This window comes from Epilithonimonas tenax DSM 16811, from assembly GCF_000428485.1.
Lineage (GTDB): Bacteria > Bacteroidota > Bacteroidia > Flavobacteriales > Weeksellaceae > Epilithonimonas > Epilithonimonas tenax.
The window spans coordinates 123,011-140,582 of record NZ_AUAA01000002.1 but is presented as its reverse complement, the minus strand read 5'-3'; the positions used below and the strand labels follow the sequence as shown (position 1 = coordinate 140,582).

Here is a 17,572-nt window from a genome sequence, read left to right as displayed (position 1 = left end):
CTAAATTGTTATATTTTTTCAGAAATTTTGTTTTGAATAGCATTATAAAAATCATCGAAAACAACAATTTTTTTGAAGTCCGCTTCTCCCAATTTAACACCGAAATTAGATTCTATAACAACTACCATATCAATATAATCCAGACTATCCAGGCCTAGAGTGGTTTTGAAATTAGCATCATTTACAATATCATCACGATCAACTTCAAATTCATTAACCAAAAAATCATTTACAACCGCAACAATTTCGTCTTTTTCCATAGCTTTATCTAAACGTATTTTTTAACAATCAATGCAGAATTGGTTCCCCCAAATCCGAAAGAATTCGACAAAAATACGTCAATTTTTTGATTTGTAGTTTCGGAGATTAAATTTATCTTTTTTGCGTCTTCATCGGGGTTTTCCAAATTAATATTCGGGGCCACAAAATCGTTCTGCATCATGAGGATCGAATAAATCACTTCACTAGCACCTGCCATCCAACATTCATGACCGGTCATCGATTTGGTAGAACTTACCGGAACTTTACTTCCAAAAATTTCATAGATTGCTTTAGCTTCATTGGCATCGCCCAAAGGTGTAGAAGTTGCGTGGGCATTGATGTAATCTATGTCTTTTGGAGAAAGATGGGCTTGTTTCAGAGATCTTTCCATAGCCAGAGCTGGACCGTCTACATTAGGCGTAGAAATATGTCCGCCGTTGGATGAGAATCCGCAGCCTACAATTTCTGCAAGGATTGTGGCACCTCTTTTCTGTGCAGATTCCAGACTTTCCACGATCAGGGTGGCTGCACCTCCGCTAGGAATAAGCCCGTCTCTTCCCGAATCAAAAGGTCTTGAAGCTTTGGTAGGTTCATTTTCTCTTACTGAAAAAACTCCTAAACCATCAAAACTTGCCATAGAATATTTGTTCGTTTCTTGGGCACCTCCACAGACCACTATGTCCTGCATCCCATTCTTGATCAGCAGATAAGCCAATCCTAAAGAATGAGAACCGCTGGCACAGGCTGCGCTGATGGTTAAATTGATTCCTCTTAATTTAAAAATAGTAGAAAGATTCATTGTCACAGTGGAGTTCATCGATTTGAAAATCGCTCCTGAACCCATTAATGTCGTATCTTTTTTTTCTCTCGCAATGTCGATAGATTCTACAACAGCTTTTGAAACGCTGTCGTTTCCGTATAAAATTCCAACTTCATTTTGGTCTAAAAAATCTTGGTCGATATTCGCTTGTTTCAAAGCATCAAGGGTTGCTACATAGGCGTACTCGCTTTCTTCTCCCATGCTTACGCGTTGTCGTCTGCTGAGAAGATTTTTCAGATCAGGTTTCGGAACGACCCCACTAAGACCAGATCTGAAACCAAATTCTTTTCTTTCATCAACCAAAACAATTCCGGATTTACCTTCGTAGAGAGATTCTTTCACTTCTTCCAAAGAAGTGCCGATGCAAGAATAAATTCCCATTCCAGTAATAACTACCCTATTTTCCATCATTTTAAATTTAACAATGTATCAGTCTGACAATGTAACAATTTTAAGGATTGGTAAACTGGCACATTGGTTAAACTGATAAACTGGTACATTGGTACATTATTTAGGAGTAAATTCCGCCGTTGATATTAATAATTTCTCCTGTGATGTAAGATGCTTTTTTTGACGCTAAAAATGCAACCAAATCTGCCACTTCTTCCGCTTCACCAAAACGGTTGGCGGGAATCATGGCTTTCAGTTCATCTTCATTGAAATCCTGCGTCATATCCGTTTTTATGAAACCTGGCGCCACGGCATTTACCGTGATGTTTCTCTTGGCAACTTCCTGAGCGAGAGCTTTTGTAACGCCCACCAAAGCGCCTTTTGCGGCTGAGTAATTGGTTTGTCCGGCAGTTCCTTTCACTCCGGAAACAGAAACCATATTGATAATTCTGCCGTATTTGTTTCTCAATAACTTCTGAATGAAGAAATTGGTGACGTTGTAAAAACCATTCAAACTCGTGTTAATCACAGAGTTCCAGTCTTCGCTTGGCATCCACATGAATAATCCGTCTCTTGTAATTCCGGCATTATTGACGATAACCTCAACGATAGCTTTTGGATTATTTTCCTGCCATTCATTTAAAACTTTTTGAGTTTCCTCGGCATTTCCTACATCGAATTTAAGAATTTCTCCCGTAGAACCCAAGTCTTCAACTTTAGCCAAAGTTTCCTTTGCTGCAGCTTCATTGGAAGTGTAGTTGATGAGAATATGATAATGTTTTTCTTCTGCCAGTTTCAGACAAATGGCTCTACCGATTCCTCTGGATCCGCCTGTGATGATTGCACATTTCATAGGTTATTTGCCTTTAATATTTATAATTTTTCAGATACTGCTTGACGCTTTCCAAGTACGGATACATGACCATATCTTCTGAAAATGCAGGCATAATTTTCCTGATGTCTGTGTATAATTCTTTTGTACTAGACGAAATCTGCTCCTGAAAACCAAGATATTCTACTGCCTGAACAACGGTAATCAATTCAATCGCAAAAACCTCAAAAGCATTTTCAATTACCTTTCTGCAAATGACAGCTGCATTGGTTCCCATACTTACAATATCCTGATTATCATTGTTATTCGGAATACTGTGAATGTACATAGGATTGGACAGCATTTGACTTTCTGCCGTGGTAGAAGTCGCAGTAAACTGAACGCCCTGCATCCCAAAATTGAATCCCAACTTACCCAAATTTACAAAAGGTGGAAAAATCTCATTGATCTTCGCATTCAAAAGATAATTGAGTTGTCTTTCTGCCAACATGGTCATTTTTGTCACAACGATCTTCAGCTTGTCCATTTCGAGTGAAATGTAATCCCCATGGAAATTCCCACCATGGTAAACGTGCTGATCTTCAACATTAATGATTGGATTGTCATTGGCTGAATTGATCTCATTCTCGAGAACATTCTCCGTATATTCCAAAGTATCCAGAACTGGGCCCAAAATCTGCGGCACACATCTCAAAGAATAATATTCCTGTACTTTTTCTTTGAAAACTTTGTCCTGCTCTTCGAAACTGGTATAAAGATGGTCTTCTCTTTTTCTTATCAGCTTGCTATCAGACAAATAAGTGCGCATTTTTTCTGCTACTTTCTGTTGTCCCAGGTGTTTTTTGGTCGCATTAAGCGATTCTGAAAAATGATCATCATAGGCCTGAACCAATTCATTGATCGCACAAGATAATCTGATAGAAATTTCGGTTAACTGGTTGGCTTTGTAAGCATTGATAATCCCAATTCCTGACATTACAGATGTTCCGTTCATCAGAGCAAGACCTTCTCGGATTTCAACATTAATTGCCTGTAAACCTTCAGTTTCAAAAACATCTCTTGTGGATCTTCTGTCGCCATTGTAGAAAACCTCACCTTCACCAATGAGAACCAAAGCCAAGTGAGCCAGCTGAACCAGATCGCCGCTGGCACCAACACCGCCGTGCTCGAAAATCAAGGGCGTAATATTTCTGTTTATCAATTCTTTAAGCAAATGAACCACAGAATCGTGAACACCCGATCTTCCTAATGAAAGCGTATTGAGCCTCGCCAACATACAGGCTTTTACCTCATCTGCAGGCAATGAATTTCCGATGCCGGAAGAATGACTTCTGATAAGATTGTACTGCAGCTGATGCGTATCCTGATCATTGATCTTGAATTGTGCCATTGGTCCAAAACCAGTATTGACACCATAAATGACTTTATTTTTCGAAAATTCTTTTAGAAACTGGAAGCTGGCACTCACCCTCTGCAGAAGCGCATCATCTAATTCTATGTTTTTATGCTCAATGATTATTTTCTGGAAATCTCTAATATCTAGATAGTTGCTGATTTTCATTAATGATAGTAATAAAAGGTAAAATTGTAATATAATTAAATATATTGTCGTTAATTTTGCGCAAAGATAAAAGTTTTATTAATCAAATGGACAAAGAAATTGTTGATGTTTTGGTCATTGGAGCCGGCCCTTCGGGCTGCGTTTCCTCTTCTTTTCTCAAAAAAAACAACATCAATGTCAAAGTTGTTGAAAAAACACGATTCCCAAGACTCGTTGTTGGTGAAAGCCTGATTCCCAGAGTAATGGATCATTTCGAGGAAGCGGGATTATTTCCTGCCTTAGACAAGATGGGCTTTGAAAAAAAACGCGGTGCCCGTTTTATGAGAGGAGACGACATTTGTGTTTTCGATTTCAGCAACAAATTTGGAGAAGGCTGGGATTGGACCTGGCAGGTTCCGAGAGCTGATTTTGACCACACTTTGGCTCAGGAAGTGACCAGCAAAGGCATCGATCTGGAATTTGAAACCGAAGTGATCGGAATCGAATTCAATGGAACAGATTCTATCACTACTGTTAAAAGTAAAAACGGACAACTTAAAGAGATCCACTCAAAATTCGTCATCGATTCCAGCGGTTACGGTAGAGTTCTTCCAAGATTATTAGACCTTGAAAAACCCTCTAAACTGTCTCCGCACTCCGCTATTTTTACCCACGTTAAAGATATTAACAGAGAAGAAGGTGAGGAAGGAACTTTGATCTCATTTGACATCATTGAAACCGAGGTCTGGCTTTGGGTCATCCCTTTTTCTAACGGCAATACAAGCGTCGGCATCGTAGGTCCAACAGATTACATTGATCAGTTATCCAAAAATGGTGATACTTCAGAAGCTTTAAGAAAAGCCATTTCACTCTCAAATTATTACGTGAAACGCTTCGGCCATGTTGATTTTCTTTTTGAACCGAGACATCTGAAAGATTATTCCTGTTCTGTTAAAAAGTTATTCGGGGACGGATTTGCTTTGACTGGAAATGCTTCAGAATTTTTGGATCCGGTTTTCTCCTCCGGAATGGCCTTTGCGACAGAATCAGGAATGCTGGCTGCAAAATTAGCCATCAGACAACTGAACGGCGAAACCATAGATTGGCAAAAGGAATATGCAGATTACATCTTATACGGCGTGAATGTTTTCACAACGTACGTGAAGGAATGGTACACCGGAAATCTTCAGGAACTATTTTTTCATCAGCCGGAAAACCCCGATGTGAAAAGAAAAATCTGCGCGGTTTTGGCAGGTTATGTTTGGGATAAAAAAAATACGTTTGTGAGGATCCACGACACCGCAATCAAGAATCTGGCTCATTTTATCAAATCCGAAAAGCTGGAGCAACAATAGCAGTACTCTGACTTAATTTCGAAGATCTATCAAATTAACCGGTTTACGACTCGTGGGATTGAAAACAACTTTCGACAACATTTCAAAATCCAAAACTTCGATTTTCGGACTCACCCTCAACTTTGCTCGGAAATGATCCCTCACTTCATCCACAAATGTATCGGTTTCATGGTCTGTACTCAGTCTGATAATGATCTCATCCAAGCCGATTTCGTCCGATTTTATGACAATCTGATAACAGCTGATCTTCTCAAAATCATTCATAATATCAGTCATAGCCGGTGGATAAAGTGTGGTTCCTTTGTATTTGACCATCTGCTGTTTTCTGCCCAAAACCGGACCCAGTCGCATCGTATGCCTACCACATTGGCAAGGTTCGTAATGTGCTCTCAACAGATCTCCGGTTTTGAATCTTAACAATGGAATGGCTTCTACACCCAAAGTTGTAACCGTCAATTCGCCGCTTTCGCCCTCCTTCACTGGCTTTTCATTTTCATCAAGAATTTCTGTAATGAGGAGTTCCGGATGGTGATGACCGCCAATTTGGAATTCGCATTCTGTAAAAGCCGTGCTCATTTCCGTAGAAGCGTATGTGGAAAACAATTGGATATTCCATCTTTCCTTTATTTTACGGGACAAAATATTATCTGTAAAATCTTGGTTTTTAAGACCCTCACCAATACAAATTGCGCCGTAAACGCTGGAATTTTTATAATCGATACCGTGTTTCTCTGCGTAATCTATCATTTTAAGAAGGAAAGAAGGAACAGTGATCAGATACTTCGGCTTGTATCGAAAGATCGAATCCCATTGCAATTCCGGAATCCCAGGTCCCATTCTTACAACACTGGCTCCCATTTTTCTCAATCCAAGGAAATAAGCCAAACCAGCCATAAAACGCTTATCGATGGTTGTAATCATCTGCACCACATCGCCCTTTTGGATCCCTGCGCAGGCAAAAGAAATGGCTTCGTTATAAGCCAGTCTTTCCAGATCTTTATCTGATAACCCAAAAGTGACAGGATCACCCAAAGTTCCCGAGGTCGTGCTGTAATCCACAATCTCCGTCTGAGGAACACAGAAAAAATCCTGATTATTTGCCTGAATATCATTTTTTGAAGTTGTCGGGATTTTGGACAAATCCTCAAGCGTCTTGATGTCTTTAATATCAATTTTATGGTCTTTAAATAATTTTTGATAAAACGGCGAATTGGATTTTAAGTAAACCAAAAGCTCTTTCAGTTGGCTTTCCTGAAAGGTTTTGATTGATTTTAAATCGGATTTTTCAATGGTTGGGTATAGTTCCAAGGATGATAATTTTAAGTGACAAATTTATAAAAACATAAACCAATTTTATGATTCTGAATTTGAAGTTTTTAACATTCAGAAACCGCATAAAAGATGCTTTAAAAATCGACAAAAATCACTAAATTCGCAAACTTAATCTATCAAAAACAGATTTGAGACATTGAAAATGAGCAAGTTCACCGAATATAAAAATCTTAGCCTTACCGAAACTGCAAAAAACGTTGCAGAATTTTGGAAAACCAACGACACTTTCAAAAAATCCGTAGAGATCCGCGAAGGACAGCCGGAGTTTGTTTTTTATGAAGGACCGCCTTCTGCCAACGGAATGCCGGGTATTCACCACGTGATGGCGAGAGCAATTAAGGATATTTTCTGCCGTTTCCAAACGCAATCCGGAAAACAAGTTTTCCGAAAAGCAGGTTGGGACACACACGGACTTCCAGTAGAATTGGGTGTTGAGAAAGAATTGGGAATTACCAAAGAAGATATCGGCAAGAAAATCAGCATCGAAGAATACAACGAAGCTTGTAAAAACGCCGTGATGCGCTACACCGATGTCTGGAACGATATGACCGAAAAAATCGGTTATTGGGTGGATATGGAAAATCCATACATCACCTACAAACCAAAATATATGGAATCGGTTTGGTGGCTTTTGAAACAAATCTATGACAAAGGCTTGCTGTACAAAGGTTACACAATCCAACCTTATTCTCCAAAAGCGGGAACAGGTTTGTCTTCTCACGAAGTGAATCAGCCAGGCGCTTATCGTGATGTTTCTGACACGACGGTTGTAGCTCAATTTAAAATAAAACAAGCACCCGAAAACGCAAGCGAAACCTGGAAAAAATTGTCGGCGATTGCTTATTCCGGTTCCAAAATAGATAGTTCTGAAGCTGCAGGAAATAGTTGTGGCGGAGCTTTGCATTGGGAAGAATTTGACAATCAGCAACCAAGATCTGATGTTTATTTTCTTGCCTGGACGACGACGCCTTGGACTTTACCTTCCAACACCGCTTTGACGGTTGGACCAAAAATCGATTATGTTTTGGTGAAGACTTTTAACCAATATACTTTCGAACCAATTAATATTATTTTGGCGAAAGCTTTGGTTGCAAAACAATTTGCGAAGAAATATGCGGAAGGAACAGATGAAGATTTTGCCAATTACACTTCTGAAACTAAAGTTATTCCATATAAAATCTTAGCCGAATTCAAAGGTGCTGATTTGGTTGGAATTCAATATAAACAACTTTTAGATTACGCTACGCCTTACCAAAATCCGGAAAATGCTTTCCGAGTGATTGCCGGAGATTTTGTGACAACAGAAGATGGAACAGGAATTGTGCACACCGCGCCGACTTTTGGTGCAGATGATGCGAAAGTTGCGAAAGAAGCAACGCCAGAAGTTCCACCAATGTTGGTTTTGGATGAGAATGGAAATCCGGTTCCGTTGGTGGATATGCAAGGTAAATTTTTATCGATTGTTAAAGATGAAACTTACGGTTTTGCCAATGAATATGTGAAAGGTGAATACCTTAATGAAGAAGAAAAAGCTGTAGAATTTAACATTCAGAAAGAAAATTTAAAATCAATTATTTCTGATTTGAAAGCCTATCTTTCTGTTGATGAAAGAATTGCCTTAAAATTAAGAAAAGAAAATAAAGCCTTCAAGGTTGAAAAATATGTTCACAGTTATCCGCACAGTTGGAGAACGGATGAGCCTTTGTTGTATTATCCACTCGATTCTTGGTTCATCAAAGTGACTGATGTGAAAGACAGAATGTTCGATTTGAATGAAACCATCAACTGGAAACCAAAATCTACAGGAGAAGGCCGTTTCGGAAATTGGTTGAAAAACGCCAACGACTGGAATCTTTCCCGCTCCAGATATTGGGGAATTCCGTTGCCAATTTGGAGAACTGAGGACAAAAAAGAAGAAGTGATCATCGGTTCTGTGGAAGAATTGTACAACGCCATTGAAAAATCCATCGAAGCTGGTTTCCAGAAAGAAAACCCTTTCCAAAGTTTTGAGATTGGAAATATGTCTGAAGAAAATTACGCTTTGGTAGATCTTCATAAAAATATTGTGGACCAAATCACTCTAGTTTCAGCATCCGGAAAAGCGATGAAGCGTGAAAGCGATTTGATTGATGTTTGGTTCGATTCTGGAGCGATGCCTTACGCGCAATTGCATTATCCGTTTGAGAATAAAGAGCAAGTTGATAACAACAAAGCTTTCCCGGCAGATTTCATTGCAGAAGGCGTTGACCAAACGCGTGGTTGGTTCTACACTTTACACGCAATTGCAACAACTGTTTTCGATTCTGTAGCTTATAAAAACGTCGTTTCAAATGGTTTGGTTTTAGACAAAAACGGACAGAAAATGTCCAAACGTCTTGGAAACGCCGTTGACCCTTTCGAAACACTTTCTGTTTACGGGCCAGATGCGACGCGTTGGTATATGATTTCCAATGCGAATCCTTGGGAAAATCTGAAATTTGACATTGAAGGCATTGATGAAGTGAGAAGAAAATTCTTCGGAACGCTTTACAACACCTACTCTTTCTTCGCCTTGTATGCCAATGTTGACGGTTTCAAATATTTGGAAAGCAACATTGAAAACAGGCCGGAAATTGACCGTTGGATCTTGTCTGAATTAAATCTACTCATCAAAGACGTGAAATCTTTCTACGAAGATTACGAGCCTACAAAAGCATCAAGAGCCATTAATAACTTCGTTAATGATAATTTAAGCAACTGGTACGTAAGACTGTGCAGAAGGCGTTTCTGGAAAGGCGATTATTCTGATGACAAAATTTCGGCTTACCAAACACTTTATACTTGCCTGGAAACTGTTGCGAAACTTTCCGCACCAATTGCGCCGTTCTTTATGGATCAATTGTTCCAAGATTTGAACAAAGTGACTGGAAAAGACGTGGTAAACTCTGTTCACCTAACAGATTTCCCGGTTGTGGATGAAAGCCTGATTGACCAGGATCTGGTTGAGAAAACACATTTGGCTCAGCAAATCACGTCGATGGTTTTTTCATTAAGAAAAAAGGAGAACATAAAGGTTCGTCAACCACTTCAAAAAGTGATGATCCCAGTTTTGGATAAGAAAACTGAGCAGCAGATTTTAGCGGTTTCTGAACTCATTAAGCAAGAAGTCAATGTGAAGGAATTACAACTGATTAATGCTGAAGAAGCGGCGCACCTGATTGTAAAACAAATCAAACCGAATTTCAAAACCCTTGGGGCGAGATTAGGAAAAGATATGAAAACTGTGGCTGGAGAAATCTCGAATTTCACTTCTGAGCAAATTGCTTCATTAGAAAAAGAAGGAAAAGCGACTGTTTCCGGATACGAGATCACCACTGATGATGTCGAAATTTCCACAAAAGACATCCCAGGATGGACTGTTGCTAGTGAAGGAAAAGTAACTGTGGCATTAGATTTGACGCTCACGGATCAGTTGAAATCGGAAGGCATTGCGAGAGAGTTCATCAATCGGGTTCAGAATCTTAGAAAAGAAAAGAATTTTGATTTGACGGATAAGATAGCAATCCAATTGGAAGAAGATTCTCCTTTCCAGAAAGAAATTATTAGCAATGATGCATATATTTCTGCAGAGGTATTGTCAGATAAAATAGAATTTGTAAATTCACTCTCGGATTTTGACGAAATAGAGATAGATGAAGAGAAATTCAAGGTAAAAATTAATAAAAAGTAAACAAATTTTTATTATTGTTAAGAAATTGTGAATTGACAATTCTTTGTAGATATCTTTTGAATTTTATTTCTATACTTGTTGAATCATAAAATAAGCGTGGCTGCTAAAAGCAAAAAGCCAAAAAAAAATTAAACAATTAATAACAATGGAAATGGCCGACGAAAAATTACGATATAGTGACGCAGACCTTCAGGAATTCAAACAATTGATCCAGGATAAAATAGATAAAGCAGAACACGATCTCATGCTTATCAAAGAAAGCTTTATCAATGATCAAAATAATGGCACAGACGATACTTCGCCAACTTTTAAAGCTTTTGAAGAAGGTGCAGAAACACTGAGCAAAGAACAGAATTCTATCCTTGCAGGAAGACAGGAAAAATTTGTACGTGACTTGAAGCATGCTTTGATCCGTATCCAGAACAAAACATACGGTATTTGCAGAGTCACCGGAAAACTGATTCCTAAAGACAGATTAAAAGCCGTACCTCACGCAACGTTGAGTATTGAAGCCAAAAACATGCAGCGATAAGCTGTTGTAAAAAGTATTAAGTACAGCGTTTAATGTAATCAACTATCATACAAAGCATAAGGTGTTTCGGCACTTTTGCTTTGTATTTTTTTTATAAAGATGATTCTAATTATTATTTTACTCCTGGTTATTGTGATCGGCTTTTTTGTTTTTAGGAATAAGGCTGTAAAGAATATCTTTCAACCCGATCAGAAATATTACACCATTGATGATGCATTCAATGCAAAGCGCAAAGAACGCCAGGACGAAATCGATCATCTTCTTAGCAAAATCGGGAAAAATGGGTTGGCCGATTTGAGTGAAAAAGAACGTAAAAGACTGGACGAATTGTCTAAGAAATAAGTAATTTAAATTACATTTGCAAAAATTTTTCTTCAGGAAAAATTAATACAATCTTGATTTTAACCCCAAAAAATTGACATAATGGAATCCATCATTGTACATCCAAAAAACGCCATGGAATTGACCGCACTGAAAAGTGTATTGAAAGATATGAATATCGAATTCGAAAAATTTCATACTAAGAACAATTTTCATAATCAGAAAACCATCCAAAAAATCACGGACAGAAAAGATAAAAAAATCTTCAAACCAACTAAACCAAAAGGATTGTAATGAAGAAAATAGTGGCCATTACTTTGCTGATCCTTTTCATCGACCAGTTCTCCAAAATCTATATCAAAACCCATTTCTACCTTGGCGAGAGCATCAATGTTTTAGGACTCAGTTGGTTCAAACTGACCTTCGTGGAAAATCCCGGAATGGCTTATGGGCTGCATTTCGGAGGATTATGGGGGAAATACACGCTCATTATTCTTCGACTTGGGCTTGCCGTAGGAATGGTTTTTCTTTTCAAAAAATGGCTGAAAGAAGGCGCTTCTAATTATTTGATTATTCCAATGGCCATGATCTTTGCCGGCGCCATCGGGAATGTTTTTGACGGTATTTTTTATGGCGTCATTTTCGACAGCGGCACCTTCTATGACACCACTTCGGAACGATGGATCGATTACGGCGGCGTTTCCCAACTTACGGCGTTCGGGCAGGGCTACTCAGATTTGATGAAAGGCTGCGTGGTAGATATGCTGCACTTCCCGTTAGTAGACACCGTTTGGCCGGATTGGGTTCCTGTCTTAGGTGGCAACAGAATTGAGTTTTTCAAATACATTTTCAACGTTGCTGATAGTGCTATCACAGCCGGCGCACTGTTTCTTTATCTCTTCAGAAAGAAAGCTTTCCCGAACGGATTGGATTTTTAAAATGGGTTAAAAAAACACCAATGACACTCACTAAAAACTTTATCAACCTATTCCTGTTACTTCTTGTGACAGGATTTCTTTTTATCCTTTTTGCCAATTACACCATCAAAAGTAAAAGCGACGCGTTTCTTTATACCGATGTCAGCAAAATCCCAACCTGCAAAACAGCCTTGGTTTTGGGAACAAGTAAAACTTTGAACAACGGAAATCCCAATTTATATTTCTCTTATCGGATCAAAGCTACTTCGGAATTGTACAAAGCTGGAAAAATACAGTTTGTCATCGTGAGTGGAGACAACTCTGTTGAGGGCTACAATGAGCCTGAACAAATGAAAAACGACCTCATTGCAGAAGGCATTCCGGCAGAAAAAATATTTGAAGATTTTGCAGGATTCAGAACTTTGGATTCTGTGGTGAGGGCGAAAGAAATTTTCGGTCAAGATAAATTCATTATTATTTCCCAGAGATTCCATAATGAACGGGCTGTTTTTCTGGCTCAAAAAAACCATACCACAGCGTACGGTTACAATGCAGCGGATGTGAATCAATATGCGGGAATCCAAACAAACCTTCGGGAATATCTTGCAAAAGCAAAGGTGTTCGTAGATCTTCTTTTTGATGTAGAGCCAAAATTCGGTGGAGAAAAGATTGAGATTAAATAAAACCCTGCACCAATTCTTTGTGGAACATTTTATCTTTCCTATTTTTGTGACTCGATTTTAGAAAATCTGAAATCTGAAATTTTAATCTTCATCTTAATGTCTAGAATCCTTACCGGAATACAAGCCACCGGAACGCCACATTTGGGAAATCTTTTGGGAGCCATCATCCCTGCAATAGAACTATCCAAAAAAGCGGAGAACGAATCCTTTCTCTTCATCGCCAATCTTCACTCTTTAACACAGATCAAAAATGCTGTTGAACTTAAAGAAAACACCTATGAGATTGCCGCAGCTTGGCTGGCCTGCGGACTAGACACAGAAAAAACCTACTTCTACAGACAAAGTGACATCCCGGAAACCTGTGAGTTGTCGTGGCATTTGTCATGCTTTTTCCCCTATCAAAGACTGACATTGGCGCATTCTTTCAAAGATAAAGCAGACAGGTTGCAAGATGTAAATGCAGGCCTTTTCACCTATCCGATTCTAATGGCGGCTGATATTCTGCTTTACGATGCGGAAATAGTTCCTGTGGGGAAAGATCAGCTTCAGCACTTGGAAATCGCACGAGATGTGGCTTCCAGATTCAACAATCAAATGGGTGAAGTTTTGGTATTGCCTCAGGCGGAGTTGCAGCAAGACACCAAATATGTACCAGGAACCGATGGACACAAAATGTCAAAATCGAGAGGTAACATCATCAATATCTTCTTACCAGAAAAAGAACTGAAAAAGCAGGTAATGTCCATCGAGACAGACTCTACACCTTTGGAAGATCCTAAAGATCCTGAAACAGATAAGGTTTTTGCAATCTATGCTTTGGTAGCAACTCCGGAACAAACTGAGGCGTTGAGGGCCAAATATCTGGCTGGAAACTATGGTTACGGACATGCTAAAAAAGAATTACTGGATCTGATCCTGACAAGATTTGCACAAGAAAGAGAGACTTTTGCCTATTACATGACTCATCTGGACGAGCTTGAAGCCAAACTACAGGAAGGTGCGCAGAAAACAAGAAAAATAGCTTTGGATACAATTTCCCGAGTGAGAGAAAGTTTGGGGATCTAATCTCTATTTCTTTTCAAATACAGCAAAGCCTTTCAACAATGAAAGGCTTTTATCTTTTATACGTATTGTTTGATTTCTGATAAATGTTTGATGACTTTCAGATTTTGTTCCCGTGGATTGTCATGGTAAACGTCAAAGAAAATAACATCGATCCCAAATCTCTGAGCGCCTTTTACATCCGCAATCCAATCATCACCAATCATCAGACTTTCATTTTTCTCAGCTTTTGCAAGGTCCAAAGAATATTGGAATATTTCCGGTCTTGGTTTCCTAATACCAACGGAATCTGCGCTGGTAATGGTTTCAAAATAATCAGCAATGCCGGAAAGAACACATTTTCTCTCAGTCACTTCCTGGAAACCATTGGAGATGATATGCATCTTATAATCTTTATCCTGCAGATAATCCAGAAGGTCAGCCGCGCCAGGAACCAATTCATTATACTTCAAAATTTCGTCAAGAAAATGATGTTCAAAATAATCTGCCAAATCTTGGTCATCCACCTGGAATTTTAGGAAGGTATCAAAAAATCTGTGTTTTCTTAAATAGTCTTTATCGATTTCGCCATCGCGCATCTGCTCCCAAAGTTTTTCATTAATTTCGTGATAAGCGTCGTGAAAGGATTCAAAATCGATGTGATAGATTTCCGCAATCTGCTGCTGCTCAAATAACTCTTTGATGGTCAAATATGCATTTCTGCGGTGATCCCAAAGCGTATTGTCGAGATCAAAAAAAATGTGCCTTACGTTTGTCATAAGGCACAAATCTAATCATTTTTGATCTACATAGGAAAGTTCTGTCATAAAAATCAATTATTTAAAAATCTAAAATGCTTAGTTCTTAGAAACTAAAATAGTTTTTCTGTTCTTGGTTTTTATCGGATGAATATTCTTGGAATAGTTCATCAGAAAATCGATTATTTCTTTTTTTGGCGTCAATGTTTTCGTTGTTAAAGTGTCGTTTCTTTTCATAGGCTGACTTTTACAACAATAACGCCAAAAGAAAATCTTTATTATTACACAGTGGTTATTTTGTCAAAATAATGTTATGCTCTTCCATTATTTTTCTGAGATTAATCAGCGCATATCTCACTCTTCCAAGTGTGGTATTGATACTGGTATCTGTATGATCTGCAATCTCTTTGAAACTGAGACCGTCAAAAAACCTAAGCTTTACGACCTCCTGCTGATTCTCCGGAAGCATAACAAGCATTCTCAAAAGATCGTCATTTATTTGTTTGTCTATCAATCTGTCCTCAATATTGCTATCCGGTTCTTTGATGATATCAAAGATGGAAAACTCTTCATTTTCATAAGATGTTTCGGAAATTTTGATGTGTTTGGACTGCAGACGAAAATGATCAATAATCAAATTATGGGCGATACGTTTTGCCCAGAGAATAAATTTGTTTTCCTCTTTATAACGGCCTTCTTTGAGTGTTACAATGATTTTGACAAATGTATCTTGGAAGATATCATTGGCCAGATCTTCATCCATCAACTTATAATAGATAAAGCTGAAAAGATCTTTTTTGTGTCTGTTGATCAGAAGGGAAAGTGACCTCTCGTCACCATTCTGATATTTTAGGATTAATTGGCTATCAGTTTGCGTTTTCATAATAATACTTCTTTAATACAACACCCAGCAAACCATCAGTTACTGCGGTAACTAATTGTCCTGACCCGGTTGTTTTTAATTTTTAATGAAGTAAATTTTTTCTATACGCTTTTTTTTAGGTCTGTAAAAGTAATAAAAAAGACTAAACAAAATGTTAATAGACTGTTAAATTTTTATATTTCTTTAATTTGATTCAAAAAAAATGAAATAGTTAAATCAATTAATCACAACTAATGGGATATTGATTGTGAAATTGATATTAAGCCCTTTCAACTCTTTACCATTGATTCCTTCTTTGTCCAGCGAAAAAGCGTATCCACCTGTTAGATCCAAAATTCCAAAAAGACTGAATCCTGCTTTCGGCGCGATGTATTTATGGGTTGCTTCTGCTCCCAAAATGAAATAATTCGCGTGATAGAAGTCCACATTTCGTTGAAAATTCAATAAAAAATCGGCGTTTACTTTGGGCAATATCGCCAATTTACTATTGGCAGAACCCATCAAAGCAGAAGCTCCAACGCGGAACAGAACGTCGTCATTGCTTAGGAAAAGCAGTTTACCACCCAGCTCACCAAAGCTTTGGTTTTGATAGACATAACCAGCGGTTATGAACTTATGCATCGTCAATTGTGATTTTGCAAAAGCACAAAAAACAAAGAGGAACGCGATCATGTAATATTTTGATTTCATTTTAATTTAATATTAATTGACGACAAAAATAAAAAAATAGATTTTTGAATAGTAACATTTCCAAGGACACTATACCGTGCGATTTTACGAGATGATCAGATTTCAAATTTAAAAAAAACTGCTTCATCCAAAGACAAAGCAGTTCGAGATTTCTAAAAAATCAGGTTTTATAACCCAAATTCTTTTCTGATGTCCTCTACTCGATCTAGTTTTTCCCAAGTGAAAAATTCCAGGTCTTTCAAAGTGATTTCATTTTTAAGTCCTTTATTAAAGGTTTTATCAGCTACGTAATAGTCTTTTCCCATATGGCCGTAAGCAGCTGTCTCAATATAAATTGGATTTCTTAATTTAAGATTTTTCTCAACTGCGTAAGGTCTTAGATCGAACAACTGTTGCACTTTCTTCGCCAATTCGCCATCATTGATATCCAATTTGGAAGTCCCGTAAGTATTGATGTAAAGCCCACAAGGCTCTGCCACACCAATAGCATAAGAAACCTGAACCAAAACCTCATCTGCAACACCGGCTGCAACTAGATTTTTCGCAATATGTCTTGTTGCGTACGCTGCACTTCTGTCCACTTTACTTGGATCTTTACCAGAGAATGCACCACCACCGTGAGCACCTTTCCCTCCGTAAGTATCGACGATGATCTTTCTTCCCGTAAGACCTGTATCTCCGTGAGGCCCACCGATCACAAATTTCCCTGTTGGGTTGATATGGTATTTGATATTATCATCAAACAACTTCTGAAGTTCCGGTTTCTGTTTCGCTTTGATTTTGGGAATCAAAATTTCTATGATATCTTTTTTGATCTTCGCTAACATCGCTTCTTCACTTGCAAAGTCATCGTGCTGCGTAGAAACCACGATACTGTCTATTCTCACTGGTTTGTGATCATCAGAATACTCAATAGTGACCTGGGATTTTGCATCAGGACGCAGGTAAGAGATAGCAGAACCTTCTCTTCTTAATTCTGCTAATTCTTTCAGGATCTGGTGCGCGAGATCTAATGCCAAAGGCATATAATTTTCTGTTTCATTGGTAGCATAACCGAACATCATCCCCTGATCACCAGCACCTTGAGCATTTGCTCTGGTCTCAAAATCGGTTTCATCCAATGTTCTATCTACACCTTGATTGATGTCCGGAGACTGCTCGTGAATCGCTGAGATGACACCACAAGAATCACCATTGAACATATATTCACTTTTTGTGTAACCAATTTTGTTGATCACGTTTCTTGCAATTTGCTGAACATCAAGATAAGCCTCTGACTTCACCTCACCTGCCAAAACAACCTGACCTGTAGTCACAAGCGTTTCACAAGCTACTTTTGAGTTTTTGTCGTAAGCTAAAAAGTGATCAATAAGCGCGTCAGAGATCTGATCTGCTACTTTATCAGGATGTCCTTCAGAAACTGATTCGGACGTAAATAAATAAGACATAAATATTCCTTTTTATATTAAATTTTTGAGGTCAAACAATGATTGTTCTAAAAAAGGAAC

18 protein-coding genes are annotated in these 17,572 nt (G+C 38.3%); 8 read left to right on the top strand and 10 right to left on the bottom strand.

Annotated elements, in window-relative coordinates; all coding sequences use genetic code 11:
• Nucleotides 1–8: 8 nt before the first annotated feature.
• The 4 genes from F564_RS0101525 to F564_RS0101510 all read right to left on the bottom strand — a co-directional run bounded on the left by F564_RS0101525 (nucleotide 9) and on the right by F564_RS0101510 (nucleotide 3,864).
• Entirely contained in the window at nucleotides 9–260 is a 252-nt protein-coding gene (locus tag F564_RS0101525) for an acyl carrier protein (RefSeq protein WP_028121046.1), read from the bottom strand.
• Between the two features lie 8 nt (nucleotides 261–268).
• Nucleotides 269–1,489, bottom strand: a complete 1,221-nt coding sequence (locus tag F564_RS0101520; RefSeq protein ID WP_028121045.1) for a beta-ketoacyl-[acyl-carrier-protein] synthase family protein — start codon at nucleotides 1,487–1,489, stop codon at nucleotides 269–271.
• Nucleotides 1,490–1,592: 103 nt separating this feature from the next.
• Nucleotides 1,593–2,324, bottom strand: coding sequence for a 3-oxoacyl-ACP reductase FabG (fabG, locus tag F564_RS0101515; RefSeq protein WP_028121044.1), 732 nt, complete (start codon nucleotides 2,322–2,324; stop codon nucleotides 1,593–1,595).
• Between the two features lie 13 nt (nucleotides 2,325–2,337).
• Nucleotides 2,338–3,864, bottom strand: coding sequence for an HAL/PAL/TAL family ammonia-lyase (locus tag F564_RS0101510; protein WP_028121043.1), 1,527 nt, complete (start codon nucleotides 3,862–3,864; stop codon nucleotides 2,338–2,340).
• An 86-nt stretch (nucleotides 3,865–3,950) separates the two neighbouring features.
• On the opposite strand from F564_RS0101510, the gene F564_RS0101505 reads away from it, so the two are divergent.
• On the top strand, nucleotides 3,951–5,198 hold the full coding sequence (locus F564_RS0101505) for an NAD(P)/FAD-dependent oxidoreductase (RefSeq protein WP_028121042.1): 1,248 nt from the start codon (nucleotides 3,951–3,953) through the stop codon (nucleotides 5,196–5,198).
• A gap of 12 nt (nucleotides 5,199–5,210) precedes the next feature.
• Here F564_RS0101505 and F564_RS0101500 read toward each other — a convergent pair whose 3' ends face one another.
• Nucleotides 5,211–6,506, bottom strand: coding sequence for a phenylacetate--CoA ligase family protein (locus tag F564_RS0101500; RefSeq protein WP_028121041.1), 1,296 nt, complete (start codon nucleotides 6,504–6,506; stop codon nucleotides 5,211–5,213).
• Between the two features lie 166 nt (nucleotides 6,507–6,672).
• Here F564_RS0101500 and ileS point away from each other — a divergent pair, with 166 nt between their 5' ends.
• From ileS to trpS, 7 genes are all read left to right on the top strand, one after another.
• The gene (ileS, locus tag F564_RS0101495; protein ID WP_028121040.1) at nucleotides 6,673–10,239 is read left to right on the top strand and encodes an isoleucine--tRNA ligase; all 3,567 of its coding nucleotides are present in this window, start codon (nucleotides 6,673–6,675) and stop codon (nucleotides 10,237–10,239) included.
• Between the two features lie 151 nt (nucleotides 10,240–10,390).
• The gene (locus F564_RS0101490) at nucleotides 10,391–10,771 is read left to right on the top strand and encodes a TraR/DksA family transcriptional regulator (protein WP_028121039.1); all 381 of its coding nucleotides are present in this window, start codon (nucleotides 10,391–10,393) and stop codon (nucleotides 10,769–10,771) included.
• A 99-nt stretch (nucleotides 10,772–10,870) separates the two neighbouring features.
• Complete coding sequence (locus F564_RS0101485; RefSeq protein ID WP_034980419.1) at nucleotides 10,871–11,113, top strand: DUF6576 domain-containing protein; 243 nt, start codon at nucleotides 10,871–10,873, stop codon at nucleotides 11,111–11,113.
• A gap of 81 nt (nucleotides 11,114–11,194) precedes the next feature.
• Nucleotides 11,195–11,386, top strand: coding sequence for a DUF2683 family protein (locus F564_RS0101480; protein WP_028121037.1), 192 nt, complete (start codon nucleotides 11,195–11,197; stop codon nucleotides 11,384–11,386).
• The gene (locus tag F564_RS0101475) at nucleotides 11,386–12,030 is read left to right on the top strand and encodes a lipoprotein signal peptidase (protein ID WP_028121036.1); all 645 of its coding nucleotides are present in this window, start codon (nucleotides 11,386–11,388) and stop codon (nucleotides 12,028–12,030) included. Before F564_RS0101480 ends, F564_RS0101475 begins: the two co-directional genes overlap by 1 nt.
• Nucleotides 12,031–12,050: 20 nt before the next feature.
• A complete protein-coding gene (locus F564_RS0101470) occupies nucleotides 12,051–12,692 on the top strand; it encodes a SanA/YdcF family protein (RefSeq protein WP_028121035.1) in 642 nt (213 codons plus the stop codon).
• Nucleotides 12,693–12,788: 96 nt separating this feature from the next.
• Nucleotides 12,789–13,757, top strand: coding sequence for a tryptophan--tRNA ligase (gene trpS / locus F564_RS0101465; RefSeq protein WP_028121034.1), 969 nt, complete (start codon nucleotides 12,789–12,791; stop codon nucleotides 13,755–13,757).
• A gap of 56 nt (nucleotides 13,758–13,813) precedes the next feature.
• On the opposite strand, the gene F564_RS0101460 is transcribed toward trpS, so the two are convergent.
• From F564_RS0101460 to metK, 5 genes are all read right to left on the bottom strand, one after another.
• On the bottom strand, nucleotides 13,814–14,512 hold the full coding sequence (locus tag F564_RS0101460; protein ID WP_034980415.1) for a YjjG family noncanonical pyrimidine nucleotidase: 699 nt from the start codon (nucleotides 14,510–14,512) through the stop codon (nucleotides 13,814–13,816).
• Between the two features lie 78 nt (nucleotides 14,513–14,590).
• Nucleotides 14,591–14,728 (bottom strand): hypothetical protein, encoded by a 138-nt coding sequence (locus F564_RS20820; RefSeq protein WP_169816747.1) that lies wholly within the window; start codon nucleotides 14,726–14,728, stop codon nucleotides 14,591–14,593.
• Nucleotides 14,729–14,783: 55 nt separating this feature from the next.
• The gene (locus F564_RS0101450; protein ID WP_028121032.1) at nucleotides 14,784–15,374 is read right to left on the bottom strand and encodes an RNA polymerase sigma factor; all 591 of its coding nucleotides are present in this window, start codon (nucleotides 15,372–15,374) and stop codon (nucleotides 14,784–14,786) included.
• Nucleotides 15,375–15,590: 216 nt separating this feature from the next.
• A complete protein-coding gene (locus tag F564_RS0101445; RefSeq protein WP_316928784.1) occupies nucleotides 15,591–15,995 on the bottom strand; it encodes a hypothetical protein in 405 nt (134 codons plus the stop codon).
• A gap of 236 nt (nucleotides 15,996–16,231) precedes the next feature.
• A complete protein-coding gene (gene metK, locus F564_RS0101440; protein ID WP_028121030.1) occupies nucleotides 16,232–17,512 on the bottom strand; it encodes a methionine adenosyltransferase in 1,281 nt (426 codons plus the stop codon).
• Between the last annotated feature and the right edge of the window lie 60 nt (nucleotides 17,513–17,572).